The organism is Mycetocola sp. JXN-3 (assembly GCF_014522285.1).
Classification (GTDB): domain Bacteria; phylum Actinomycetota; class Actinomycetes; order Actinomycetales; family Microbacteriaceae; genus Mycetocola; species Mycetocola saprophilus.
The window spans coordinates 2,687,967-2,710,863 of the sequence record NZ_CP041635.1 but is presented as its reverse complement, the minus strand read 5'-3'; the positions used below and the strand labels follow the sequence as shown (position 1 = coordinate 2,710,863).

Here is a 22,897-nt window from a genome sequence, read left to right as displayed (position 1 = left end):
TTTGGGGCCCAGCGTATCCGTTTGCCTGCCAAACTCATGGAATCGTTACGCGCGCCACCTAGGATGAGGATGTGAATTCCCGACTTACCCCGTACTGGGTCATCTTTGTCCTTGTCCACCTCTGGGCATTCTGGCTCGCACTGACCTCCTCGGGGTACCCGCTGGGAGACGTCACGATCGTGTACCTCCCGTGGTCCGAACAGGCCATGAACGGCGGATCGATCGTGGGGATCAACCAGCCCTGGGTCTATCCGATCCTGGCGCTGCTGCCGATGATCCCGCCGCTGGCCTTCGGCCACGAGCTGTATGCGGTGGGCTGGCTGGTGATGTGTTCGGTGCTCAACGCGATTGCCTACGCGGTGCTGCTGGGCAACGGACGCTCGTTGGGACGTAAGCGTGCGGCCGTCTGGTGGATGGCCTTTATCGTGGTGCTGGGGCCGATCGTGATGGGCCGGATCGACGCGGTGACCGTGCCGATGGCGATCGTGGCGCTGCTGATCATCTCGCGCCATCCGATGGTCGCCTCGATCATCCTGAGCATCGCGACCTGGATGAAGATCTGGCCGGCCGCGGCCATCGGTGCGGCGATCCTGGTGCTGCGTCAGCGGGTCAAGATTCTGGTGGGCGGCATCTACACGACCCTGGTCGTGCTGGTTGCCGCGCTGTTTATCGGCGGATTCCCCAACGTGCTGTCCTTTATTACCCAGCAGACCGGGCGCGGTATTCAGGTTGAGGCCCCGGTGGCCGTGCCGTATCTGTGGATCGCCTCGCTGGGTGGCAACGCCAAGGTTTACTATGACCGCGACATCCTCACCTACCAGGTGCGTGGTGACGGGGTGGACGTGCTGACGGCCGTGATGACACCGCTGTTGGTGCTGGTGGTTGCGCTGATCGCGGTGCTGGCCTGGCGTGCCCAGCGCAGCCGCACCAGCGCGCTGCGTATCCTTCCGGTACTGGTGCTCGCCCTGGTCACCGCGATGATCGCCGTGAACAAGGTGGGATCGCCGCAGTTCATGGTGTGGTTTATCGCCCCGATTGTGTTTGGGCTGGTGGTTTCGGCCGAGCGGTTCCGTTTCCCGGCGGTGCTCGTGCTGGTGCTGGGCCTGCTGACCCAGCTGTTCTATCCGTACCTGTACGGATCGCTGCTGCGGACCGAGCTGTGGGCGGTCATCACGATCACCCTGCGCAATATCGGTACGCTGGTTCTACTGGTCTGGTGTGTGCGCGAGCTGTGGCGCCTGGGGGCGCCGCACGTGCTGCCCAGCGCCGAGACCCGTGCCGCGGCCGCCCAGGCGGCGGCCACCCCCATCATCAAGGAGAGCTAACATGCTGGTTGCATTTTCGGTTTCACCCAGTGGCAGCGATAACGCCGACGCCTCGGTTCACGACGCGGTAGCCGCCGCGGTCAAGATCGTGCGCGACTCGGGCCTGCCCAACCACACCGACTCGATGTTCACCACCATCGAGGGCGAGTGGGACGAGGTCTTCGCGGTGATCAAGGCCGCCACCGAGGCCGTGGGCGCCTTCGGGTCCCGCGTCTCGCTGGTGCTCAAGGCGGACATTCGCCCGGGCTACAGCGGCGAGCTGACGGCCAAGTTGGATCGCCTGGAAGAGGCGCTGGCGGAGTAGTCGCGGGCTCGGCGCGCGGACTAACGGTTTCGCTGGCGGACGGGGCGGTTTTATCGGAGCCGCTGGCTAGGCCGAGGGACGGCTCAGTTCGCGCGAGCCTCACGTCGCATCCTGAGATCCCGCGGCCAGGGCCAGGGCGGCACCGGGCCGGTCGGGGTGAAGCCGAGACGCTCGTAGAGTCGCTGGCTTGCGGGAGTGCTGGCGTCCAGGGTGGCGGTGGCACCCCGGGCATCGATATTGGTGAGGGCATGCCGGATGAGGTGCCCGCCGAGGCCGCGCCCGCGGGCAGCCTCGTCCACCACGACTGCCTCCAGGTGCCAGACATCCGCGGCGTCGGTGGCCGGTCGCGGATGGAACCAGAGTGCGAGGGCGAGCGGGGTGCCGGTGGGGCCGGCGATCAGATCGACCCGACCCTCGGCGAGGGCCACCCGCATCGCACGGCGGTAGTACACCCGCAGCACGAGTGCACGGGCAGGGGCCCAGCGGATGATGCGTCGCCAGGCCGGATCCCGGTCAAACACGCGCACCAGCAACGCGGTGGCCGCGCGTCGCAGGGCTGGCGTATCCACCTTGAGAATGTAGGGGAGAGAACCGTCCTGCGTCATGCCTGTTGTGCTCCTGGGTGCGGTGCCGGATGCCCTGATGGGCACCTCGAACTACTGCGCCCATCCTAGCCGCGGAGGGGCGTTGGCGCGGTGGTGCGGTGGGACACTGCCTAGAATAGATGTCAGGCGCAATGAATAGGTGCGCGGAGCGGGAGTCACACATGCCCAGGGTTTCCCGAGCAGAAACCGAGCGGAATCGAGCCGAGATCGAGCGGGTCGCCTCGCGCCTCATGCGCGAGCGTGGGTTCGGGGTCAGTGTGGCCGATGTGATGGGGGCTGCCGGCCTTACCCACGGCGGATTCTACAAGCACTTTGAGTCCAAGGATGCGCTGAATGCGATCTCCTGCACCCACGCATTTGATCAGTCCGCGAAAGACTGGCAGGCCTCGGTCGACCGCTCCGATGGCGATCTTACCCCCCGCACCGCGCTGATCGCCGACTACCTTGCCCCCGAAAATCGCGTCGATCCGGGGGAGGGGTGTCCGATGGCTGCCCTGGCAACGGATGTGGCACGCAGCCCTGTTGATGCCCCCGTGCGCGACAGCTTCGGCGAGGGTCTGGAGGGACTGATCGAGATTCTGACCCGCGCCGAGCCCGCCGGTGGGGAGCCCGCGCGGGCCCGGGCGCTCGGGGATATCTCCACGATGGTAGGCGCGATGGTGCTCGCCCGCGCGACCGAGGGCGACGCGCTCGCCGAAGAGATTATCGCCGCCGCGCGGACGGCCCTGCTGGGTGAGACGCCGGGCACCTAGGGCACAGAATCGGGTGCCTAGTGCCGAGCATCAAGCACTCGGCCGCCCGGCATACAGGCACGTGTGTCAGGCGGGGCCCACGTCTTCGAGGCGGTCGCCCGAGGGCTCGAACGGCCGCCTCGATACGTGCTACCAGGCGGTGGGCTTGGGGTTGCGCCGATCGAATCCCCGCTGGTGCCAGTAGGGGTAGATCGGATCGCGGTGGCTCACGGCATCCAGCCGGGCGATCTCCTCGGTGGTGAGCGACCAGGTCAGCAAGTCAAGATTCTGAGCGAGCTGCTGCTCGTTTCGGGCGCCGATGATGACGTTGGCCACGGTGGGCCTGCTCAACACCCAGTTCAGGGCAACCTGCGGAATTGACTTGCCGCGCTCCTGCGCGATCTCATCCAGCACATCGACGATGGGATACAGCGCCTCGGTGGGCACCGGGGGACCGTCCTGGTTGCCACCCTGGGCAATACGCCCCTCGGTGGGGGTGATTCCGCGGCGAATTTTTCCGGTGAGCCTGCCCGAAGCCAGCGGACTCCACACCATGGTGCCGAGTCCCTGATCCAGGGCGAGCGGCATGAGCTCCCACTCGTAGTCGCGATTGGCCAGTGAGTAGCTGCCCTGGTAAACGACGTAGCGGGCGAGTCCGTATCGTTCGGAGGTAGCCAGCGCCTTCATGACCTGCCAGCCGGAGAAGTTGGAGGCCCCAATATAGGAAATCTTGCCGCTGGAGACCAGATCGTCCAGGGCTCCGAGAGTTTCCTCCATCGGGGTCAGGGCGTCAAATCCGTGCATGAAGTAGAGGTCGATGTTGTCAGTGCGCAGGCGTCGCAGACTGTCCTCGACCGCACGCACGATGTGGTGACGGGACGAGCCCACCTGGTTGGGGTTCGCGCCCATCGCGAAGGTGCCCTTGGTGGCGATCAACGCCTGGTCGCGCTTGCCGGCGAGGGCCTGACCCAAAATCTCCTCGGAGAGTCCGCCCGAGTAGATATCGGCGGTGTCAAACATCGAGACCCCGTGATCCAGCGCGACGTCCACGATGCGCTGCGCCTCGGCCTGCTGAGTGGTGCCCCAGCGTTCAAAAAATGCCCCCGATCCACCAAACGTGGCGGTGCCGAGGCTGAGTGTGGGGACCATGAGTCCCGATTTTCCCAGCTGCCGATATTCCATGTGATTCTCCCTGTCGAGGATTCGGATTTATAGATGATGCTTATCATCTATAAATTCAAGAGGCGTGGGGAACGATTCATTCCCGAAAATGAAGATTCCGACGCACTCAATGAGGGTGGGCGGCACCGGATGCCTCAAAAATGCCCGAGTAATACGGTCGAATCGATTTGAGTAATGCCGTAAAATGGGTGTAATGTCCCGCACCTATGTCGACCCGGCGAGTATCACTCCGGCCCGGGTCCGTCTCTCCCTCTTCGCCCTGGCCATCGGGGCCTTCGGCATCGGTACCACCGAGTTTGTCGCGATGGGCCTGCTGCCCGATATTGCCCGCGATCTGCTGCCCGACGTCTACGCGACCAACCCCGAACTGGCCAACTCCCATGCGGGCTGGATGATCACCCTCTACGCCCTGGGCGTGGTGATCGGCGCGCCCACCATCGCCGCCGGAGTCGCCCGATTCTCCCGGAAAACCGTGCTGTTCTGGCTCGCCGTGGCCTTCACCGTGGGCACTCTGGCGACCGCGGTCCTGCCGAGCTTCGGCTGGATCCTCGCCGCCCGCTTCCTTGCCGGCCTCCCGCACGGTGCCTACTTCGGCATCGCCGCCCTGGTGGCCGCACGCCTGATGGGTCCCGAGAAGCGCGGCCGCGGCATCACCCTGGTGATGACCGGCCTCACCGTCTCCAACGTGATCGGGGTGCCCCTGGCCACCTCGATCGGTCAGAGCATGGGCTGGCGTGCGGCCTTCCTCTTGGTGGCCGGCATCTTTGCCCTCACCGCGGTGGCCGTGGCCCTGGTGATCCCGCGGGTCAAGGGCAACGCCGAGCAGACCCTGCGCCGTGAGCTGACCGTGTTCAAGCGTCCGCAGGTGTGGTTCGCGATCGGGATCGGGGCCATCGGGTTCGGCGGATTCTTCGCCGTCTACTCCTATCTGGCACCGCTCGGCACCGACGTGGCCGGCATCGATCCCGCCCACATCCCCTGGCTGTTGGCCACGATGGGTCTGGGCATGACCATCGGTACCCTCGCCGCCGGACACTTCGTGGACCGCAGCGTGCGCCGCACCCTCTACGGCTACTTCCTGATGATGGTGGTGGTCCTGATCGGGCTCTACTTCGCCGCCGGATGGGCACCGAGCCTGTTTATCTTCATCTTCCTGGTGGGCTTTGCCTCCAGCGGAATCGGCCCGGCCGTGCAGACCCGCCTGATGGATGTGGCCGGCGACGCCCAGTCCATCGCCGCGGCCCTCAACCACTCGGCCATGAACATCGGTAACGCCGTGGGTGCCTTCCTCGGCGGCCTGGTCATCGGCGCCCAGCTGGGCTACCGCGCCCCGATCTGGGTGGGCCTCGCGCTCACCATCGCCGGCATCCTGATCGTGATGGCCTCCTACCGAGCCCAGCGGCACCTGGCCCCGCACGAGCGCGTCTAACGCCCGTTAGACAGCCGAACGATGCGACTCCTGCCGGAGTAAGCCTCACGCCCGTTAGGCGGCGCTCTGACGCCTCGCATGCGCACGTCTCACACTCGTGAGGCAGCAAAATGGCCCCGTCCACGGACGGGGCCATTTTGTGTGTCCTAGTCGACGATGATGCCGTCGATGATTGCGCGCTTGCGCAGCGCCACCTTGGTGCCCACATCGTGGCCGGCACCGCGGTACTTCTCGCGGATGCGCTTGAGGTAGCTCTTGGCGGTCTCCTCGGAGATGCTCAGCTCGAAGGCGACGGACTTAACCGGCTCGCCGGAGGCGTACAGTGCCATCACGCGGCGCTCCTGCGCGCTGAGCTTGGGGGCACCACCCTGGGCGGTGTTGTTCAGGGCACCCTCAAGCTCGGCGGACACGAAGTTCTCCCCGCGGTTGGCCGCGCGGATCGCCTCGACGATCATCGTCGCGTCCTCGCTCTTGGCCAAGTAACCCATGGCACCGGCGGCGAGGGCCTCGCGCACCACCGCGGGCTCCGAGTAGGTGCTCATCAGCACGGTGCGGACACCGGTGGTGTTGAGGGTCGCGATCTTCAGCTAGATCGGGATGTTGTCCTTGAGGTCCAGGTCCAGCAGAACCACATCAACCGGGAACTCGGGGTGACCCAGCAGGTCGGGCCAGGTGGCTACGGCGGCCACCGGGACGATGTCTTCGGCGGCGGCGCGAATCCACTCGGTCAGGGCCGATAAGAGCATCCGGTGATCGTCAATGATCGCCAACCGAATGTGAGCGTCTTCACGGCTCATAGCTTCCTCTCGTCGTCCCCAAGACAGGGTGTGCCACCCGCACGGATATCTGAACTCCCGTAACGGTATTGCTAACACCATAGCGTCCGACACGGTCCAAACCGGGCCACGTCGCCGGTTCAATTTCCAAACGTGTCAATCCATCCACAACAATAATGATTACAAACGTGATCTGCGGCTCGTCGGGGGCCTCGTCGTGGAACTCGATCGTGGCCCGGGGATCGGTGTCACCATCGGTCACGGCCAGCAGCCAGAGCGCCGACAGCAGCCCGTCGCGCTGTTCTCGATTGAGCTTTGCGGCCAAACGTTGCGGATCGATAACGTTTAGGCGACCGGCCAGAACCGCCGACTCGGAGATCGCATGGGCGAGCCAGGTTTGCTGGTGTCCGGCGATCAGGTGGGCCCGCAGCTCGGTGGCTAATTCTCCCGCGCGCTTGGCATGTTCGGGATCAAGCGGCAGGGTCAGCGTGCCATCGGCGATCCGCGCAAACATCTCCTCCACCTCGCGGTCCAGCGCGGTCAGCCCGGCCGAGGTGCCCGAGCCGGGGCCGTAGGTGGGCAGCTCGATCGTGGCCTGCAGGAGCACCCGGTCCAGGGCCTGGGTCACCATTCGGCGATAGGTCCCCACGATCGTGATGGCGATGGCCAGCGGGACCAGCGCAAACACCATCATCACGCCCTCGGGTGGGCTGCGGTGAGGTTCATAGGCGGTTTGGACGATCAGCAAAAACGCGAATCCCGCGGTGAGTAGCGCCCCGGGCAGAATCATCTCGCCGGTGGGACGCAGCGTGGTCATCGCCACCAGCACCCCACCCACGGCCACCGCGGCGGTGGGGTAGACGGGGTTTTCGGCGATGTCCCACACCCCGGCAAAGTCCAGGGTGGCCGCGGTCAGCAGCAGCGTGACGATGACGCGGAAGGCCACCGGCCCCAACCGGGCCGAGGTTTTGCGCAGGTGCAGCACGGTGCCCACCACCACGCAGCCCAGCAGGATCCAGGCGAAGCGGGTGGGCAGGGACACCATATACCGCGACCAGTATTCGATCAGGCGGAGGTAGGAAACCGCGACCACGATCGTCCCGGCGAGGGCCAGGCCGGTCCCCAGGTGCACGGTGCTGAGGCGAGCGGTGGAGCGCGGTGCGCGGGGGTGGGTATCGCGCTGGTTCATCGCGGCACCTCCGGCGCGGTGATGGTGCCTAGCGTGTTGTGGCGGCTGCGCTGGTTCATCGCGGGACCTCCAGCATGATGGTGGTGCCGGCTCCCGGTGCGCTGAACACGCGGGCCGTCCCACCCACCTCGCCCACGCGGCCGATGATCGATTCGGACATGCCCAGCCGGTTCGGATCCCGCTCGGCGTTGGGGTCAAATCCGACGCCGCTGTCGGTGACCACCGCCCGCACCACGGTATCGGTCTCGCTCAGGGTCACATCGGCGGTGGATACCCCCGCATGACGACGCACGTTTTCCAGAGCCTCGGCCAGCGCCAGCAGGATCGCCTGGCCGCTGTGGGTGTAGGCGGAGATGCTCGCGCTGCCGTGGATGGCCACGGTGAGCCCGGCGCGCTCGAAGCGTTCGCGCATCAGCTTGAGTTCATAGTCGGGGACGGAGGTTTCGGTGGTGGTCAGCAGATAGTCGCCCGAGGCCTGCGGGTGCACCTCCTCGCCGGTGCGCAGCCTCTCCAGCAGCTTGCCGTCCGAGGACGCCTGGGCACGCAGGGCGTTTTCGTCCACGCCGCGTCCCGAGTGGGCGAGCAGGGTGAGCGTGGCCAGGACCGTGTCGTGCAACAGCCGGGCATCGCGGTGACGCTGAGCCTCCCGCTCGCTGCCCTGACGCTCGGCCAGGTAGGCCCCGCCGATGCCCGAGATGCGGCGCATGATGCGTGGGAAGGTCTGATTGAGCCAGATCCCGAAGGCCAGCGATACCGCCCAGGATCCCAGGACCAGCACGAGCGGCGCAAACACGCTGGTTTGCATCGCGTGCAGGGCGATCATCAGGTGGACCAGCGTGCCGGCGAATAGTCCGGCGAGGATCAGGGTTTCCCCGCGGGTGGACACCAGGATCGTGGCTACCGATCCCAGCCCCCATCCGGCAATGGCGATCACCGCGGTGATGGTTGCCACCGCGGATTTGCCCGCCGGATCATTCCACAGCACGAGCATCACCGCCTGCCCCAGCCCATAGGCGGTGAGCACCCGGAACATGCTGGGACGCCCGGCGAGCATGACGTGCGCGGCCAGGTGCATCAGGATCAGCGACAGGGTGATCCCGAGCCCGGTGGTGGTCATCGCGCCGGGGGCAAACACCGCGAGCAGCACGGTCAGCTCGGCGGCGATCGCGAAGGACAGGGTGGTGCCCGAGAGCAGGCGGGCGCGCTGCCAGAGGAAGCGCGAGTGGTCCGCCTCGCTCAGCCCCAGCGCGGGGGAGCGGCGCGGTGCGCGCCCCAGATGCCGACCGGGCAGCTCGGGGGTGGTCGCGTCCTCGGGGTCCATACCTGGCAGTTTAGGGCTCAGTGGATAACAGACGTGTGATGGCCGCGCCCACCGCGGGAAACTCGATCAGGAAGCCGTCGTGGCCGTAGATCGAGTTGATCACCGTGGCGGTATCCCCATCCAGCGCCCGCGGCACCCCGGCGGCAATCCGGTGCTGGGTTTCCACCGGGAACAGTCGGTCCGAGTCGATGCCCAGAACCAGCGTGGGCGCGGTGACCCGCGCCAGCGCCGCCTCCACGCCGCCGCGGTCCCGGCCCACGTCGTGGGAGTTCATCGCCTGGAGCAGGGTCAGGTAGGAGTTGGCGTCGAATCGGCGGGTGAATTTATTGCCGTGGAAATCCAGGTAGGACTCCAGTGCGAAGCGGCCGCCATCGCCCAGCGGGCTGATCGAGGACTGCCAGATGCGGTCGAAGCGCGCGTTGAGCTCGTCCGGGGCGCGATAGCTGAGCATCGCGATGCGCCGGGCCAGCGCGAGGCCCGCGTGCGGACCCTCGCCGTCGTCGGCATCGTAGTAGCGGCCCTGCGCCCAGCCCGGATCCATCGTGATCGCCTGCAGCTGGGTGAGGTTTGAGCCGATCTGGTCGGCGCTGATCGCCGCGGGCGCCGCGAGCACCGCGAGTCGGGCCACGCGTTCGGGATGGGTGACACCCCACTCGATCGCGTGCATCCCGCCCATCGAACCACCGATCACCGCGTTCCAGCGAACGATGCCCAGGTGGTCGGCCAGCAGTGCCTGCGCGCGCACCTGATCGCGCACGGTCAGATAGGGGAAGCGCTCGCCCCACTCGCGTCCGTCGGGGGCGAAGGAGGCGGGACCGGTGGAGCCCTGGCAGCCACCGAGGATATTGGGCACCACCACGTGATAGCGGTCGGTGTCGATGGCCAGGCCCGGACCCACCAGCTCCGACCACCAGCCGGCGGTGTAGTGGCCGGGGCCGGCCTCGCCGCGCACGTGGCTGTCGCCGGTGAAGGCGTGAATGATCAGGATCGCGTTATCGCGCTCGGGGGAGAGCTCCCCAAAGGTTTCGTAGGCGATGCGCACAAACGGCAGCCGTCCGCCGCGCTCGGGGTCGAAGGCCCCGAGGCCCGCGAACTGACGGTTGCCGGGCTTATCCCCGTCACGCCATGCCCCCGTTGCCGGGGGCTTCCCCATCAGCGCCCGTGCCAGATCCTCGGTGATCATACTCGAGGGCACGGATTCTTCGGGTGTCTGCCAGTCCATGCCCCCATTGTGGCCGCTTCCCCCACTCAATGCGACATTGTGACGACGCATCCCGGCGGAACTGAGAAAATAACCGGACGTGCCCGGGGGATATGACGCACCGACCAGCGGTCAGAACTGGGCGTTCCCTCCGCGCGCACGACCGATTGTGCAACCGGGGCTAGACTAAGCGCATGCAGCAGCCCCGATTCCTTCGTCGACTGATGGATCCCACCTCGCCCCAGCACGCGCTCGCGGCGGCCGGAATTCTTGGTGCCCTGACCCTGATCGACCCGGCCAAGCGCTCCCCAGCAGGCCGACTTGCCCTTCGCGCCGGACTCGGCGTCACCACCGGTGTGCTCACCTGGGTGAGCCTCGGCCGTGAAGACGGCCTCGCCCGTAACCCGCTGGCCCGGCTCGGCGTCTCCGTCGGCGCCGCCGGTGCCACCATGGCCTTCGCCGAGGTCGGCGAGAGAATGGACGCCGCGCTCATGCGCACGCTGGTGACCCGTCGGGTGCGCAATCCGCGCCTCCTGCTGGCGGGTGCCACCGGTGCCCTCTCGCTCGCGGCCAGCGCCGTGGACATGCGCGACACCATGACCATCACCGCCCACGACGAGCACCCCGAACACACGGTGGAGCTTGAGGCCGGTGCCTACGATGTGATCGCCGGCATGCTGGAGTTCACCGCCGACCACTCCTCCAAGGCCCTGCGCTCCCAGCTCACCGTGGCCCGCGAAACCATCCCGCTGCTCGGCGTGGATGGCGGGGACACCGTCATCCTGAGCGTGGACGAGAGCGCCCCGCGCGCGGTCCCGCACACCTTCGTGTTCCCGGTCAAGGCGCGCTTCCGCTCCTTCGGGATCCCGGTGGAGGCGAGCCTGGAGATCGAGGACGGCCGCATGCGCCGCCTGGTTACCGAGCTGATCGATGACCCCAACGGCATGCACGAGGAGCCGATGCTGGGCGAGCCCGAGTGGCCCGCCCGTGCCGACATCTCCTTCGTGCTGGACTCGGCCGAGCCCGCACCGGCGCCGCTGGCCCCGGCGCCGAGCCACGCCTAGCTCGGACGAGTCTTCGGAGCCCCGCTGACCCCGGCACCGAGCCACGCCTAGCCCGACGAGTCTTCGGAACCCCGCCGGTCCCGGGACCGAGCCGCGCCCAGTTTCCTGCAAGACAAAACCGGCCGGATGCATCAGCATCCGGCCGGTTTTGTGTGTGCGGACTAGGCGCGCGAGAGCACCAGCGCGCGAGCCGCGGCCAGACCCACCTCGAGGTCGGCCTTGATGTCCTCGATGTTTTCCAGGCCGAGCGAGAGACGCACGAGGCCCGGGGTCACACCGGCGGCGAGCTGGGCCTCGGGGCTCAGCTGCGCGTGGGTGGTCGAGGCCGGGTGGATTACCAGCGAGCGCACGTCACCGATGTTGGCGAGGTGCGAGAACAGCGAGAGATTGTCCACGAGCGCACGACCCGCGTCCACGCCGCCCTTGAGCTCGAAGGAGAGCACCGCGCCGACACCCTTGGGTGCGTAGCGGTTGGCCGAGGCGTACCAGGGGCTCGAGGGCAGACCCGAGTAGTTGACCGAGGCCACATCCGGGTTGTTCTCCAGCCACTCGGCGATCTGCTGGGCGTTGGAGACGTGGCGCTCGATGCGCAGCGAGAGGGTCTCGATGCCCTGCAGCAGCTGCCAGGCGCTGTTCGGCGAGATCGCCGCACCGATGTCGCGCAGCAGCTGCACGCGGGCCTTGATGATGTAGGCGACCGCGTCGCCCACGGCCTCCGCATAGGTGATGCCGTGGTAGGACTCATCCGGGGTGGTCAGTCCGGGGAAGCGCTCGGCGTTCTTCGACCACTCGAAGCGGCCGCCGTCGATGATCGCGCCACCCACGACGGTCCCGTGACCGCCGAGGAACTTGGTGGCCGAGTGCACCACGATGTCCGCGCCGTGCTCGAACGGACGGATCAGGTACGGGGTCGCGATGGTGTTGTCTACGACCAGCGGAACGCCGGCGGCGTGGGCGATGTCCGAGACGCCGCGGATGTCGAGCACGTTAATCTGCGGGTTACCGATGGTCTCGGCAAACAGCAGCTTGGTGTTCGGACGGATGGCGCGGCGCCACTCCTCGGGGTCGTCTTGGTTGATCACGAAGGTGGTCTCGATGCCGAGCTTCGCCAGGGTGTACTTGAAGAGGTTGAAGGTTCCACCGTAGATGGAGGAGGAGGACACGATGTGGTCGCCGGCCTGGGCGATGTTGAGGACCGCATTGGTGGTGGCGGCCTGACCCGAGGCGACCAGCAGGGCACCCGATCCACCCTCGAGGGCGGCGAGACGCTGCTCAACCACGTCCTGGGTGGGGTTCTGGATGCGGGTGTAGATGTTGCCCGGCTCGGCCAGGCTGAACAGGTTCTGGGCGTGCTGGGCATCGCGGAACACGTAGCTGGTGGTCTGGTAGATGGGGGTGGCGCGGGCACCGGTTACCGGATCGGGGGCGGCACCGGCGTGGATCTGCTTGGTCTCAAACCGCCAGTTGGCGGCGTTTGCTGCATCGGTCATGGTTGTCCTCACGGGTCGGAAACTGTGGCGATCGGGCTGATCGAAAAAGTAGAAGTGGGTTGAGGGTAAACCGAACCCGCCGCCCGAGGGAACCCCCGACCGACACACGACGTCATGCGCGGTGACTGGGGGACACGGTACCCGCATCCGGAGATTGTGTCGGGGACGCGGGAGCGGGGTGATTCGCCCACCGAAACACTATCGTGTGCGGGGATATCCCGGGGGTGTGTTCGGCGGATTCGGGCATCCTTGCAGGATCGGTGTTTTGGCCCCGGCGGGCGTACTCTATTCTCATGACTTCACAGCGCGTAGTGGTAACCGGAGCAAGCTCGGGAATCGGGGCGGCAACCGTCGCCCTGTTCCGTGAAAAGGGATACGAGGTACTCGGGGTGGCCCGCCGTGCCGATAAGCTCACCGAGCTGGCCAAGCGCACCGGGGCCGACGTGTTTGCGGCCGACCTCACCTCGGAGGACGATGTGGCGGCGCTCGCCGAATACGTGCGCTCAAACGGCGGCGTGCAGATCCTGATCAACAACGCCGGCGGCGCGTTTGGACTGGCCAGCGTCGAGGAGTCCTCGGTCGAGGACTGGCAGAAGATGTTCGACATCAACGTGCTGGGCACCAAGCGGGTCATCTCGGCCCTGCTGCCGAACATGCGCCGCAGCACCGCGGCCGGCGAGACCGCGTCGATTGTGGGGGTGACCTCGATTGCCGGACACACCGCCTATGAGGGTGGGGGCGGCTACAACGCGGCCAAGTTTGCCGAGCGGGCGCTGCTGGACGTGCTGCGTCTGGAGCTCTCCGGCGAGCCGATCCGGGTGATCGAGATCGCCCCGGGCATGGTCCACACCGAGGAGTTCTCGCTGGTGCGCTTCGGCGGCGACCAGGCCCGCGCCGACGCCGTCTACGCCGAGGTGCCCAACCCGCTGAGCGCCGAGGATATCGCCGAGGCCATCGTGCACGCGGTCGAACTGCCCGGCCACGTCAACATCGACCACCTCACGGTTAAGCCCGTCGCCCAGGCGGCTCCGCATAAGGTCGCCAAGGGTGAGCTGACGATGAAGCGCTAGCTTCGGGATTTCCCGCGGGCCCGTCGAGGAATCGGCGGGCCCGCGGCGTTTTCCTGGGGGAATCGTGCCGGGGTCGTCTGCCCGGCCGGAGCATCGGGCTAGCCCGGCTCGCACCCGCAGGAGGAGCGCCGGGTGAGCGTGTAGGCAAACAGTTCGTGGACCGGGGCATCGGGGACGTAGCGGACCAGGAGCTCGATGGCCCGGTTGGAAATCTGCCGGATCGGCTGGGCGATCGTGGTGAGCGGGGGCACCGCAAACTCGGTCTGCTCGGTGCCATCGAAGCCGACAATCGCCAGGTCCTCGGGCACCCGCAGCCCGTTGACGTGTGCCGCATAGAGCACCCCGAAGGCCTGCTCATCGGTGGTTGAGTAGATCGCGCGCGGACGGTCGGGCTCGGCCAGCCAGGCGGTCGCGATCCGGGCCGCGGCGGCGCGGGAGATCTCGGCCGGACGCTCCTCGGCGCGCACGGTGACGCCCGGATTGCGCTCGGCATGACGGGCCAGCGCGGCCTCAAAGCCCGCGCGGTGCTGCCGGGCCCCGGCGGTTTCGCCCAGCCCGTTGAGCATGCCGATGCTGTCATAGCCGTGGTCCAGCAGGTGGGCGGTGGCGTCCCGGGCGGCGGCCTCGTAGTCGATGGTGAGCGAGCTGACCCCGTGTACGTGATCGATCGGGTGCAGCACCAGAACCGGGACATTCTCGCGGCGGAATGCGCTGAGATCGGGGTTGTCGAAGAGCGAGACCAGGATCACCCCGTCGACCCGGCGGCCGAGGAAGGACGCGCAGTGCCGGGTTTCCTGCTCGGGGTTTCCGGCGGAGTCGGCGATGATCAGCAGGTGGTTGTGGGCGAGGGCCGCATCCTCCAGGGCCCGGGCCAGCTCGCCGAAGTAGGGGTTGGCAATGTTGGGCACGATCAGCCCGATCGAGGAGGTTTTACCGGCGCTGAGTGCGCGGGCGAGCGCGTTGGGCTGATAGTTCAGCTCGGCGGCCGCGGCCAGTACCCGCTCCCGGGTCTCCGGGGAGACATTGCGCGGGCCGTTATTAAACACGTAGGAGACCACCGCGGTGGAGGTTCCCGCGAGCTGCGCTACGTCCCTGCCTGTGGCCACGGGGTACCCCTGTTTCTACTCGGTTAGATACCACGATCCTAGCGTGGCCGATGCCGAGAGTCGGGATCCGCTTGCATGCGCGTCGCCTGCGCGGTAGGGTCATCTAACCGCTTAGTCTATGCGGTTAGATCCGGTGGTGTGGATGATCCCCCCTGAAGTCCACACCACCCTCACTCTCGTGAAAGGACTCCTCCCATGAGGCGTGTCTCCCTCGCGCTGGTAGCCCTGTCGGCCACCGCGGCGCTCGCACTCTCCGGCTGCTCGGCCAGCTCGGGTGACTCCGGTTCCGCGGATGGTTCCGTGGTCAAGCTCCTCGGTGCCGAGGACCCGGCCACCTTCGCCCCGGTCATCTCCGCCTTCGAAGCCGAGAACAAGGGCACCACAGTGAAGTACACCCAGGTACCCTTCGACCAGCTCTCCAGCACGCTGCAGCAGCGTCTGGCCGCCAAGGACAAGGACATCGACGTCTACACGGTCGATCAGCCCAACGTCTCCCAGCTCGCCGCGCAGGGATTCCTCGAGGACCTCAGCGACCTGAAGGACCAGGCGAAGAAGGCCACAACCCCCGAGCAGTACTCGGTCAACGTGTACCAGGACAAGCTCTGGGCGCTCTCGGTCTGGAACTCGACCCAGATGATGTTTGTCAACAACGATGCCCTGGCCAAGGCGGGCATCGCCGCCCCCAGCGCCAACCCGGCCGAGCGCTGGACCTGGGAGCAGACGGTGGACGCCGGTAAGGCCGCACAGGCCGCCGGCAGCAAGTGGGGCCTGCTGTTTGAGCAGGTCGAGGGCTACTACCAGCTGCAGCCCCTCGCCGAATCCCTCGGCGGCGGCTCGGGCATCACCGGTAAGGACATGCTGACCGCCGATGTGACCAACCCCGGCTGGACCAAGGCCATGCAGTGGTACGCCGACCTCTACTCCAACAACGTGTCCCCGCGCGGGGTGGGCGGATTCCAGACCAGCCCGGTCTTCGCCGACGGCGACGTGCCCTTCTTTATCGGTGGGCCGTGGGACGTGGGCAAGTTCGCCGAGAACGCCAAGTTCAACTGGAGCGTCGTCCCGATGCCCGCGTTTGCCGGCGGCAAGGCCGTGACCCCCAACGGCTCCTGGTCCTGGGGGATCAACCCCGCCTCGGACCACAAGGATGCCGCCAAGAAGTTCCTGGAGTTCGCCGCACTGAACCCCGCCGGTAACCTCGCCACCACCGAGAAGACCACGATCATCCCCGCCAACACCGAGGCCCAGGCCAAGTACCTGCCGACCCTGGAGGCCTTCGGCGGAACCCACAGCGCCGGGGTCGCCGATCTGATCACCGAGGAGATCAAGAACACCGCCGTCCCGCGTCCGGTTTCGGTGGGCTATGTGCAGTTCGAGTCGATGATGAACAAGGCCTTCGCCGACATTCGTAACGGCTCCCCGGTGGAGGCACGCCTGAAGGACGCCCAGTCTCAGATCGAAGCCGCCTGGAAAAAGTTGCGATGACCGCTCCCGGCGCACGCATTCAGCGCCCGCGCGCCGCGTCCTCCCTCCCGAGGACGCGGCGTCCGCGCCGGCGCTCCCGCCTGGTCTGGCGGCCCACGCTGGTCGCGCTGGCGTTCCTCTCGCCGGCACTGATCGGCCTGGTGCTGCTGCGCCTGGCCCCCGCGGTGGTCGCGTTCTGGCAGAGCCTGCAGGGTGGCGGCATCCTTTCCGGGGGTGAACACTTCGTGGGCCTCGACAACTATGTTGAGCTGTTCTCGAGCGCCGACTTCATCGGCTCGCTGCTGGTGACCCTGCTCTTTACGGTGATCATCAACCCGGTGCAGGTCGCGATCGCGTTCCTGCTCGCGGTGCTCTACACCCGGCGGGCGGCGGGATCGGGATTCTGGCGCTCGCTGGTGATCCTGCCGATCGCCGTTCCGCCCGCGGTCTCCGCGGTCATCTGGAGCGTGATCTACCGTCCCGACGGCCTGGGCAACGCATTCCTGGGGATGCTGGGCCTGCCCGCGCAGCCCTTCCTCACCTCGCCCACCCAGTCGCTCACCGCGATCATGGTGCTGCTCAGCTGGGTCGGGGTGGGCTACTGGATGCTGTTCCTGATTGCCGGCATCAACGACGTCCCCACCGAGCTGTATGAGGCCGCCTCCCTGGATGGGGCGAGTGCCTGGCGTCAGCTGTGGACGATCACCTTCCCGCTGGTACGCCGCCCGCTGGCCTTTGTGCTGGTAGCCGATACGGTGTCCAACTTCCTGGTGTTCGCACCGGTTCAGATATTGACCAAGGGGGGCCCGGAGGGATCAACAAACCTGCTCATGCACGATATTTTCAACCGCGCCTATACGCTCGGGGACCTCAATACGGCCCAGGCCGAGGTCATCATCCTGGTGCTGCTGACCCTGGCGATTGTCGCGGTCCAGTTCCGCCTGCTCAAGAGTGAGGACGCCGCATGAGTGTGACCGTGACCCGGCGTCCGCGCCGACTGCGCACCGGCTACCTGCTGCTCTCGCTGGTGGGGGCCCTGATCGGGCTGGCCTTCCTGCTGCCGCTGTGGTGGACGCTGGTGAACTCGCTGCGTCCGGGCAGCGACACCTTCGCCTTCCTCAACCCGCTGAGCTGGCAGACCTTCTTCACGCTGAGCCCCAACCTCGACAACTACGTCACGCTGTTGAGTGGGGATCTGGGCCGGGCAATCGGCAACTCGCTGTTCATCAGCGTGGTCACGGTCGTGGCGGGTCTGCTGATCTGCGCGATGGCGGCCTTCGGGCTCTCGGCTATTCCGTTCCGCGGACGCGGGGCGATCTTTGGCATCGTGATCCTCTCCTTCCTGATCCCGTTTGACGCGATCGCGATTCCGCTCGCGGACATGTTCCGCGACTGGAACCTGCAAAACACGTTCATCGGACTGATCCTCCCGGGGATCGGCAACGGCATGGCGATCTTCCTGATCCGCACGTTCTTCCTGGCGATCCCCACCGAGCTGGTCGAGGCCGCGCGCCTGGACGGCCTGGGCTGGTGGGGCGTGTTCCGCCGGATCTACCTGCCGCTCTCGAGGCCGGCGCTGATCGGTGCCGGGCTGACCCTGTTCCTCTTCCAGTGGCAGGCGTACATGTGGCCGCTGCTGATGGGCACCGATCAGAACCACATTGTGGGTCCGGTCGCGCTGTCCAACCTGCAGGGCCAGTTCAACGTGGACTACGGCGTGATGTTTGCCGCCTCGGTCATCCTGACCCTCATCCCGCTGCTGATCATCATGATCTGCCAGCGCTATTTCATTCAGTCGGTGAGCACCTCCGGGCTCAAGTAGCCCCGCGTGCCCGACACCCGCTTCAACCCAGAAGGAACCCCTTCATGACCTCGCTTCACCACGTCATCCTCGACACCGATATCGGCTCCGATGTTGATGACGCCCTGGCCCTCTCCCAGCTGCTGGGCACCTCCAACGTGACCCTGCTGGGTGTGACCACCGTCTACGGCGACACCCTGCTGCGTGGACGCCTGGCAAGGCGTCTGGCCGGTATGGCCGGCCGCGACATCCCCGTGTACTCGGGGCTGCGCGAAACCATGTCCGGCCGCGAGGTGTGGTGGCCCGGACACGAGGGCAGCCTGCACCCGAACCTCGAGCGCGAGAGCGTTCACGAGGGCGAAGCGATCCGCTTCCTGGTGGATACCGTGATCGCTCGTCCGGGCGAGGTCGACGTGATCGCGATCGGACCGCTGACCAACATTGCCGCGGCGATCCAGGCCCACCCGGACTTCGCCTCCTCGGTGCGTCACCTGTGGATCATGGGTGGTGCGTTCACCAGTACCGAACCCGAGCACAACTTCCGCAGCGACATCACCGCCACCAACATCGTGTTTGGTGCCGGGATTCCCACCACCGTGACCGGGCTGGAGGTGACCCGGAAGATCGAGATTCGTGCCGACCAGTTGGAGGAGATTGGCCGCTCGGGTGAGCTCGGTGCCGCGCTGCGCGCCGACGTGCAGCAGTGGTGGGACTACTGGAACGAGACCTGGAACGTGCCGCACGACCCGGTGACCGTGCTCACGATGACCCGTCCCGACCTGTTTGGATTCTCCCCGCAGGGCCGAATCGAGATGATCGAGGGTGGCGAGGAGGACGGCCGCAGCCTGTTCCACCTCGCCGCCGCCGGAACCGTCCGGGTAGCCACCGATGTGGACGGCGTGGCCGTGGGCGAGGAGATCGTCACCGCGATCGGCATCGCCGGCGCCGCCAAGGGCTAATAACGAACAACGGCCCTCCCCGAGTGGGGAGGGCCGTTGCCGTGTTCGGGCTAGCGGGCGTCGACGGGGGAGTCCCCGAGCGAGTTGCCCTCCGGTGCGCCTTCCTCCGGCGCGTCCGAGAACGACAGCTTGGGCACAAACAGCAGCAGCACCACGGCCACCGCGGCCGACAGGCCGCACACGGCCCAGACGGTCATGTATCCGGCCAGCGAGGAGGCACCGGCGGTCACCGTGGTGGCCGCGCCGCCGATCAGCACGATGCCGAAGATGGCCGAGGAGAACGAGCCTCCGATGGTCTTGGACGTGCTGGTCAGCGCCGAGGCGATGCCGGTGCGGCCCGGGGGAGCGGCGGCGGCCGCGGCGGCGGGCAGCGCACCCACCAGGGCACCCGATCCGACCCCGGCGATCATCATGCACATCACCACCTCCCATACCTCGAGATGGAAGGGGATCAGCAGCAGATAACCGGCGGCCACCGAGATCGCCGAGGCGATCAGCGCGATTCGCGGGGTCGCCCGCTTGGAGACGATCGGGAACAGGATCGCGCCGATGATCATCGAAATCAGATAGGCACCGATCAGGAGCGAGAGCTGACCTGCGGGCAGCCCCAGCCCGTAGCCGTTTTCGCGTGGGGTGCCCGCATAGGTGCTCAGCGGCACCTGCGCGCCCAGCACGCTGATGCCCACCAGACCCGCGGTGAGCTGAACCGGCCACATGCGCGACTGACGCATCAGGCGCAGATCGATGGCGGGGTCCTTCTGCTTGAGCTCATAGCGGCCAAACGGCCAGAACCCGATGATGCCCAGTGCGATCGGGATCCATACCCACCAGGTCTCCACGCCGTTCAGGCGCAGCAGCGAGAGTCCGCCGGTGATCAGCGCGATGTTGATGCTCAGCAGCACAAAACCGGTCAGATCCAGCGTGCGCTTCTCGGGCAGCGGCTCGGACTCCCGCACCCCAAACAGAATGACAAAAAACACCAGGGTGACCGCTATGGCCGGGATCGCCAGGGTGGTCGGAACGTCCCCACCCAGCGCCTCAAAGATGCGCCCGCCACCGAGTGCCCCGAGGATCGCACCGAGCTCCAGCGCCACCACGAGCAGGCCCGCCGCGCGGCGGGTATCTCCGGCGGCGCTGCCGGTGCGGCGGCCACGGTCAAAGATCAGCGCGATTTCCAGCGGCAGCCACACCGAGAAGAACCCCTGGATCGCCCAGGCCCCCAGGAACACCCAGAATGAGTCGGCGGCCACCAGCGCCCAGCTGCCGATCGCGGTAAACACGGTCGCGATCAGCAGGATGCGTTTATGCCCGTACATGTCGCCGAGCTTGGCCATGATCGGCACCACGATCGCGGTGAGGAGCAGCTGTGAGGCCTCAAACCAGTTGAAGTCGGCATCGTGGATGCCCAGGTGCTTCACGATGTCGGGAACCAGGGGAATGTAGTAGCCCTGGATGATGCCGCTGCAGATTTCCACCAGCACCAAAAACCCGATCAGCGAGGCCGTGACGCCCAGCGCCCGGCCTCCCGTTCGAGGAAAACGTCCCTGTAATTCGGCCATGACGAAATAGTAGGGGTAAAGTCGAGGGTTCATGCCGCGGCATGCCCAATCGAGTCCTCGGATTTCGGCGGGCGGGAGCTACGGTTGAACAGGCGGGATGCGACCCATCCGGCAAACCTCAATCTTCGGGAGAAACAAACAATGGGAATCTATCTGACCGGTGGGCTTCGCGTACCGGCGGCTGGAACCGCCGCCGCGGCCGGAAGCCTGTGTGCGGAGCTGTGGGGCCGATTCATCGCCGACGTGCGGAGCCAGGCCGGGGAAGACACCCGCATCGTGGTGCTCGCGGTGGGGGACACCGCGGCCAACCAGGCGCGTGAGCTGGTCGAGGCCGCTCACCGTGAGGGGGATGCCCGCTTCAGCGTGGTCACCACCTCCGACACCTTTGACCTGCAGGCCATCGCCGTTGCCAGCGCCATCGTGGTGGTGGATGGCGAGCCCGAGGCCGTGCGTGCGGCCCTGGCTCCGATCGACGGGGAGATCCGTCGTCGTGTGGCCGCCGACACCCCCTACCTGGGCATCGGAGCGGGCGCGATCGTGGCCGCCGAGAAGGCCCTGATCGGCGGCTGGCGAATCGGCGGCGTGCCGGTGAGCCCCGAGGAGTACGGCTTCGGCCTGGACGAGGTGACCGTGGCCCAGGGCCTCGGCCTGCTCGATCTCAGCGTCGTGACCGCTCCCGCCGCGACCGGCAGCCTCGGCCGTCTGGTCGCCGCAACCGAGGGCGCGCTGGTGCCCGGCGGTATCGGGATCGACACCGAGACCGCGCTGATCATCGCCGACGGACGCCTCGAGGTTGTGGGCAAGGGCAGCCTGTGGCAGGTCATCGGTTCCGAGCACGGCGTCACGGTCTCCACCCGCGGCGCGTAAGCGTGAGCATCCCTGCAACGCCCGCTTCGGCGGACGGGCACGGGCAGCTGCACCCGGCGCCTGAGTCGGACACTGTGCTGCTGCCTACAACACTCTCTTCCGCGGCCGAGCATGGGCTGCTGCACCCCGAGTGGGCTGCGGCGCTCGCGCCGGCCGCGGAGGCATATGCGCGGGCCGTCGCCAGCCTGGCGGACGAGCCGGACTTTCTGCCCGCGCCCGAGCTGGTGCTGCGGGCGTTTGCCCATCCGCCCGCGCACACCCGGGTGCTGATCGTCGGGCAGGATCCCTATCCGACCCCGGGACACCCGGTGGGCCTGGCCTTCTCGGCCGATCCCGCGGTGCGTCCGATCCCGCGCAGCGTGGCCAACATGTTCAAGGAGTTGCACACCGACTTAGGGCTCAACCCGCCCGCCTCCGCCGACCTCTCGGCCTGGGCCGAGCGCGGCGTGCTGCTGCTCAACCGGGTGCTGACCGTGGCGCCGGGACGGGCCGGCTCCCACCGCCGTCGCGGCTGGGAGGAGTTCACCGACCGGGCGATCGCGGTCCTGGCCGCGCTCCCGCAGCCCCCGGTCGCGATCCTCTGGGGCAACGATGCGCGCACCCTGGCCCCCGCGCTGGCCGGGACCACGGTGATCGAGGGTGTACACCCGAGCCCGCTGTCGGCCTCCCGCGGCTTTTTTGGGTCCCGGCCGTTCTCGACGGCGAATGCAGCGCTGATCGCGGCGGGACAAGAACCCGTGGACTGGTCGCTCCCCGAGGACACCCTGTTCTAGAATTTCCCCATGATCTCGCTTCGTCCAGTTCGCGCGGAGGATGCCCCCGGCATCGCCGCGATCTACGACCACTATGTGGCCACCACCACGATCACCTTTGACGAGGTGCCGCGTCCCGTCGCCGACTGGGAGGCGCGGATCGCGCGGGCGGATGCGGCCGGGCTGCCGTTCCTGGTCGCGGTCGAGACCGGGGGATCGGCCGGTTCCGCCGACACCGCCGCGGGGAGCGGGGAAACGGTGCTCGGCTACGCCGTCGCCAACCCGTGGAGCGATAAGTCCGCCTTCCGCTATACCGTCGAGCACTCGATCTATCTCGACCCGGCCGCCGCCGGTCAGGGGCTCGGGTCGCTGCTGCTTGGCGCGCTGCTGGACGCCGCGTCCGCCGCCGGTCTGCGCCAGATGATCGCCGTGATCACCGACGAGGGTACCGACGCCTCCCTGGCTCTGCACCGCCGATTCGGCTTCACCGATGCCGGTGCGCTGGCCCGAGTTGGGTATAAGTTTGATCGCTGGGTCGGGGTGCGCTTCTTCCAGCGCGAGATCCCGCAGCCCGGGGAATAGCTGCCGGTTGGCGGCTGCGCCGCGTCTCGGCCTCGCCGCCGTGCCGACCGTGTGGTGCCTGATCGCGGCCTCGTCGCCCGGCGCATCGCAGCTTCCGGGTCCCCGCGGGCCGCGTGATCG

The 22,897-nt window shown here is 67.2% G+C and carries 21 protein-coding genes and 1 pseudogene; 13 read left to right on the top strand and 9 right to left on the bottom strand.

The window, feature by feature from the left end:
* Positions 1-71: 71 nt before the first annotated feature.
* Both C7C57_RS12290 and C7C57_RS12285 read left to right on the top strand, forming a co-directional pair.
* Positions 72-1,325: a glycosyltransferase family 87 protein gene (locus tag C7C57_RS12290; RefSeq protein WP_187976652.1), complete on the top strand. Its 1,254-nt coding sequence runs from the start codon at positions 72-74 to the stop codon at positions 1,323-1,325.
* A gap of 1 nt (position 1,326) precedes the next feature.
* Entirely contained in the window at positions 1,327-1,629 is a 303-nt protein-coding gene (locus tag C7C57_RS12285; protein WP_030148900.1) for a thiamine-binding protein, read from the top strand.
* An 83-nt stretch (positions 1,630-1,712) separates the two neighbouring features.
* Here C7C57_RS12285 and C7C57_RS12280 read toward each other — a convergent pair whose 3' ends face one another.
* Entirely contained in the window at positions 1,713-2,234 is a 522-nt protein-coding gene (locus C7C57_RS12280; RefSeq protein ID WP_187976651.1) for an N-acetyltransferase, read from the bottom strand.
* Between the two features lie 161 nt (positions 2,235-2,395).
* On the opposite strand from C7C57_RS12280, the gene C7C57_RS12275 reads away from it, so the two are divergent.
* Positions 2,396-2,986, top strand: coding sequence for a TetR/AcrR family transcriptional regulator (locus C7C57_RS12275; RefSeq protein ID WP_187976650.1), 591 nt, complete (start codon positions 2,396-2,398; stop codon positions 2,984-2,986).
* Between the two features lie 129 nt (positions 2,987-3,115).
* Here C7C57_RS12275 and C7C57_RS12270 read toward each other — a convergent pair whose 3' ends face one another.
* Positions 3,116-4,147: an aldo/keto reductase gene (locus tag C7C57_RS12270; RefSeq protein WP_187976649.1), complete on the bottom strand. Its 1,032-nt coding sequence runs from the start codon at positions 4,145-4,147 to the stop codon at positions 3,116-3,118.
* A 193-nt stretch (positions 4,148-4,340) separates the two neighbouring features.
* Here C7C57_RS12270 and C7C57_RS12265 point away from each other — a divergent pair, with 193 nt between their 5' ends.
* Entirely contained in the window at positions 4,341-5,576 is a 1,236-nt protein-coding gene (locus tag C7C57_RS12265) for an MFS transporter (protein WP_187976648.1), read from the top strand.
* A gap of 146 nt (positions 5,577-5,722) precedes the next feature.
* Here the strand turns inward: C7C57_RS12265 and C7C57_RS15985 are convergent.
* The 4 genes and pseudogenes from C7C57_RS15985 to C7C57_RS12245 form a co-directional block, all read right to left on the bottom strand.
* Positions 5,723-6,373, bottom strand: a pseudogene (locus C7C57_RS15985) (response regulator).
* Entirely contained in the window at positions 6,363-7,541 is a 1,179-nt protein-coding gene (locus tag C7C57_RS12255) for a hypothetical protein (RefSeq protein ID WP_187976647.1), read from the bottom strand. Before C7C57_RS12255 ends, C7C57_RS15985 begins: the two are co-directional and overlap by 11 nt.
* Positions 7,542-7,596: 55 nt before the next feature.
* Entirely contained in the window at positions 7,597-8,862 is a 1,266-nt protein-coding gene (locus C7C57_RS12250) for a sensor histidine kinase (RefSeq protein ID WP_187976646.1), read from the bottom strand.
* 10 nt (positions 8,863-8,872) lie between these two features.
* Positions 8,873-10,084: a homoserine O-acetyltransferase gene (locus C7C57_RS12245; protein ID WP_187976645.1), complete on the bottom strand. Its 1,212-nt coding sequence runs from the start codon at positions 10,082-10,084 to the stop codon at positions 8,873-8,875.
* A 173-nt stretch (positions 10,085-10,257) separates the two neighbouring features.
* Between C7C57_RS12245 and C7C57_RS12240 the strand changes: the two genes are divergently transcribed.
* Complete coding sequence (locus tag C7C57_RS12240; protein ID WP_187976644.1) at positions 10,258-11,127, top strand: hypothetical protein; 870 nt, start codon at positions 10,258-10,260, stop codon at positions 11,125-11,127.
* 161 nt (positions 11,128-11,288) lie between these two features.
* Here C7C57_RS12240 and C7C57_RS12235 read toward each other — a convergent pair whose 3' ends face one another.
* Positions 11,289-12,617, bottom strand: coding sequence for a bifunctional o-acetylhomoserine/o-acetylserine sulfhydrylase (locus C7C57_RS12235; protein ID WP_187976643.1), 1,329 nt, complete (start codon positions 12,615-12,617; stop codon positions 11,289-11,291).
* A gap of 293 nt (positions 12,618-12,910) precedes the next feature.
* Here C7C57_RS12235 and C7C57_RS12230 point away from each other — a divergent pair, with 293 nt between their 5' ends.
* Entirely contained in the window at positions 12,911-13,687 is a 777-nt protein-coding gene (locus C7C57_RS12230; protein ID WP_187976642.1) for an SDR family oxidoreductase, read from the top strand.
* A gap of 98 nt (positions 13,688-13,785) precedes the next feature.
* Here the strand turns inward: C7C57_RS12230 and C7C57_RS12225 are convergent, their stop codons facing one another.
* On the bottom strand, positions 13,786-14,793 hold the full coding sequence (locus tag C7C57_RS12225) for a LacI family DNA-binding transcriptional regulator (RefSeq protein WP_187976641.1): 1,008 nt from the start codon (positions 14,791-14,793) through the stop codon (positions 13,786-13,788).
* 195 nt (positions 14,794-14,988) lie between these two features.
* Here C7C57_RS12225 and C7C57_RS12220 point away from each other — a divergent pair, with 195 nt between their 5' ends.
* Genes C7C57_RS12220 through C7C57_RS12205 form a run of 4 tightly spaced genes read left to right on the top strand, consistent with a single transcriptional unit; the run spans position 14,989 to position 19,017 of the window.
* Positions 14,989-16,278 carry a sugar ABC transporter substrate-binding protein gene (locus tag C7C57_RS12220; protein ID WP_187976640.1) on the top strand — a complete coding sequence of 430 codons (1,290 nt, stop codon included), beginning with the start codon at positions 14,989-14,991 and terminating at the stop codon, positions 16,276-16,278.
* Positions 16,275-17,225, top strand: a complete 951-nt coding sequence (locus tag C7C57_RS12215) for a carbohydrate ABC transporter permease (RefSeq protein WP_187976639.1) — start codon at positions 16,275-16,277, stop codon at positions 17,223-17,225. Before C7C57_RS12220 ends, C7C57_RS12215 begins: the two co-directional genes overlap by 4 nt.
* Complete coding sequence (locus C7C57_RS12210) at positions 17,222-18,079, top strand: carbohydrate ABC transporter permease (RefSeq protein WP_051701930.1); 858 nt, start codon at positions 17,222-17,224, stop codon at positions 18,077-18,079. Before C7C57_RS12215 ends, C7C57_RS12210 begins: the two co-directional genes overlap by 4 nt.
* A 44-nt stretch (positions 18,080-18,123) precedes the next feature.
* Positions 18,124-19,017 (top strand): nucleoside hydrolase, encoded by an 894-nt coding sequence (locus tag C7C57_RS12205; RefSeq protein WP_187976638.1) that lies wholly within the window; start codon positions 18,124-18,126, stop codon positions 19,015-19,017.
* 50 nt (positions 19,018-19,067) lie between these two features.
* Here the strand turns inward: C7C57_RS12205 and C7C57_RS12200 are convergent, their stop codons facing one another.
* Positions 19,068-20,576 (bottom strand): MFS transporter, encoded by a 1,509-nt coding sequence (locus tag C7C57_RS12200; RefSeq protein WP_187976637.1) that lies wholly within the window; start codon positions 20,574-20,576, stop codon positions 19,068-19,070.
* Between the two features lie 141 nt (positions 20,577-20,717).
* On the opposite strand from C7C57_RS12200, the gene C7C57_RS12195 reads away from it, so the two are divergent.
* The 3 genes from C7C57_RS12195 (at position 20,718) to C7C57_RS12185 (ending at position 22,777) form a co-directional block, all read left to right on the top strand.
* Positions 20,718-21,443, top strand: a complete 726-nt coding sequence (locus C7C57_RS12195; protein WP_121689145.1) for a peptidase S51 — start codon at positions 20,718-20,720, stop codon at positions 21,441-21,443.
* 80 nt (positions 21,444-21,523) lie between these two features.
* Positions 21,524-22,216, top strand: a complete 693-nt coding sequence (locus tag C7C57_RS12190) for a uracil-DNA glycosylase (protein ID WP_370581453.1) — start codon at positions 21,524-21,526, stop codon at positions 22,214-22,216.
* A 9-nt stretch (positions 22,217-22,225) separates the two neighbouring features.
* Complete coding sequence (locus C7C57_RS12185) at positions 22,226-22,777, top strand: GNAT family N-acetyltransferase (RefSeq protein ID WP_187976636.1); 552 nt, start codon at positions 22,226-22,228, stop codon at positions 22,775-22,777.
* Positions 22,778-22,897: the final 120 nt, after the last annotated feature.

Coding starts and splice junctions, on each gene's coding strand:
- C7C57_RS12285 (WP_030148900.1), top strand. CDS start 1,327: ATGCTGGTTGCATTTTCGGTTTCACCCAGTGGCAGCGATAACGCCGAC.
- C7C57_RS12280 (WP_187976651.1), bottom strand. CDS start 2,234: ATGACGCAGGACGGTTCTCTCCCCTACATTCTCAAGGTGGATACGCCA.
- C7C57_RS12275 (WP_187976650.1), top strand. CDS start 2,396: ATGCCCAGGGTTTCCCGAGCAGAAACCGAGCGGAATCGAGCCGAGATC.
- C7C57_RS12270 (WP_187976649.1), bottom strand. CDS start 4,147: ATGGAATATCGGCAGCTGGGAAAATCGGGACTCATGGTCCCCACACTC.
- C7C57_RS12265 (WP_187976648.1), top strand. CDS start 4,341: ATGTCCCGCACCTATGTCGACCCGGCGAGTATCACTCCGGCCCGGGTC.
- C7C57_RS12255 (WP_187976647.1), bottom strand. CDS start 7,541: ATGAACCAGCGCGATACCCACCCCCGCGCACCGCGCTCCACCGCTCGC.
- C7C57_RS12250 (WP_187976646.1), bottom strand. CDS start 8,862: ATGGACCCCGAGGACGCGACCACCCCCGAGCTGCCCGGTCGGCATCTG.
- C7C57_RS12245 (WP_187976645.1), bottom strand. CDS start 10,084: ATGGACTGGCAGACACCCGAAGAATCCGTGCCCTCGAGTATGATCACC.
- C7C57_RS12240 (WP_187976644.1), top strand. CDS start 10,258: ATGCAGCAGCCCCGATTCCTTCGTCGACTGATGGATCCCACCTCGCCC.
- C7C57_RS12235 (WP_187976643.1), bottom strand. CDS start 12,617: ATGACCGATGCAGCAAACGCCGCCAACTGGCGGTTTGAGACCAAGCAG.
- C7C57_RS12230 (WP_187976642.1), top strand. CDS start 12,911: ATGACTTCACAGCGCGTAGTGGTAACCGGAGCAAGCTCGGGAATCGGG.
- C7C57_RS12220 (WP_187976640.1), top strand. CDS start 14,989: ATGAGGCGTGTCTCCCTCGCGCTGGTAGCCCTGTCGGCCACCGCGGCG.
- C7C57_RS12215 (WP_187976639.1), top strand. CDS start 16,275: ATGACCGCTCCCGGCGCACGCATTCAGCGCCCGCGCGCCGCGTCCTCC.
- C7C57_RS12210 (WP_051701930.1), top strand. CDS start 17,222: ATGAGTGTGACCGTGACCCGGCGTCCGCGCCGACTGCGCACCGGCTAC.
- C7C57_RS12205 (WP_187976638.1), top strand. CDS start 18,124: ATGACCTCGCTTCACCACGTCATCCTCGACACCGATATCGGCTCCGAT.
- C7C57_RS12200 (WP_187976637.1), bottom strand. CDS start 20,576: ATGGCCGAATTACAGGGACGTTTTCCTCGAACGGGAGGCCGGGCGCTG.
- C7C57_RS12195 (WP_121689145.1), top strand. CDS start 20,718: ATGGGAATCTATCTGACCGGTGGGCTTCGCGTACCGGCGGCTGGAACC.
- C7C57_RS12185 (WP_187976636.1), top strand. CDS start 22,226: ATGATCTCGCTTCGTCCAGTTCGCGCGGAGGATGCCCCCGGCATCGCC.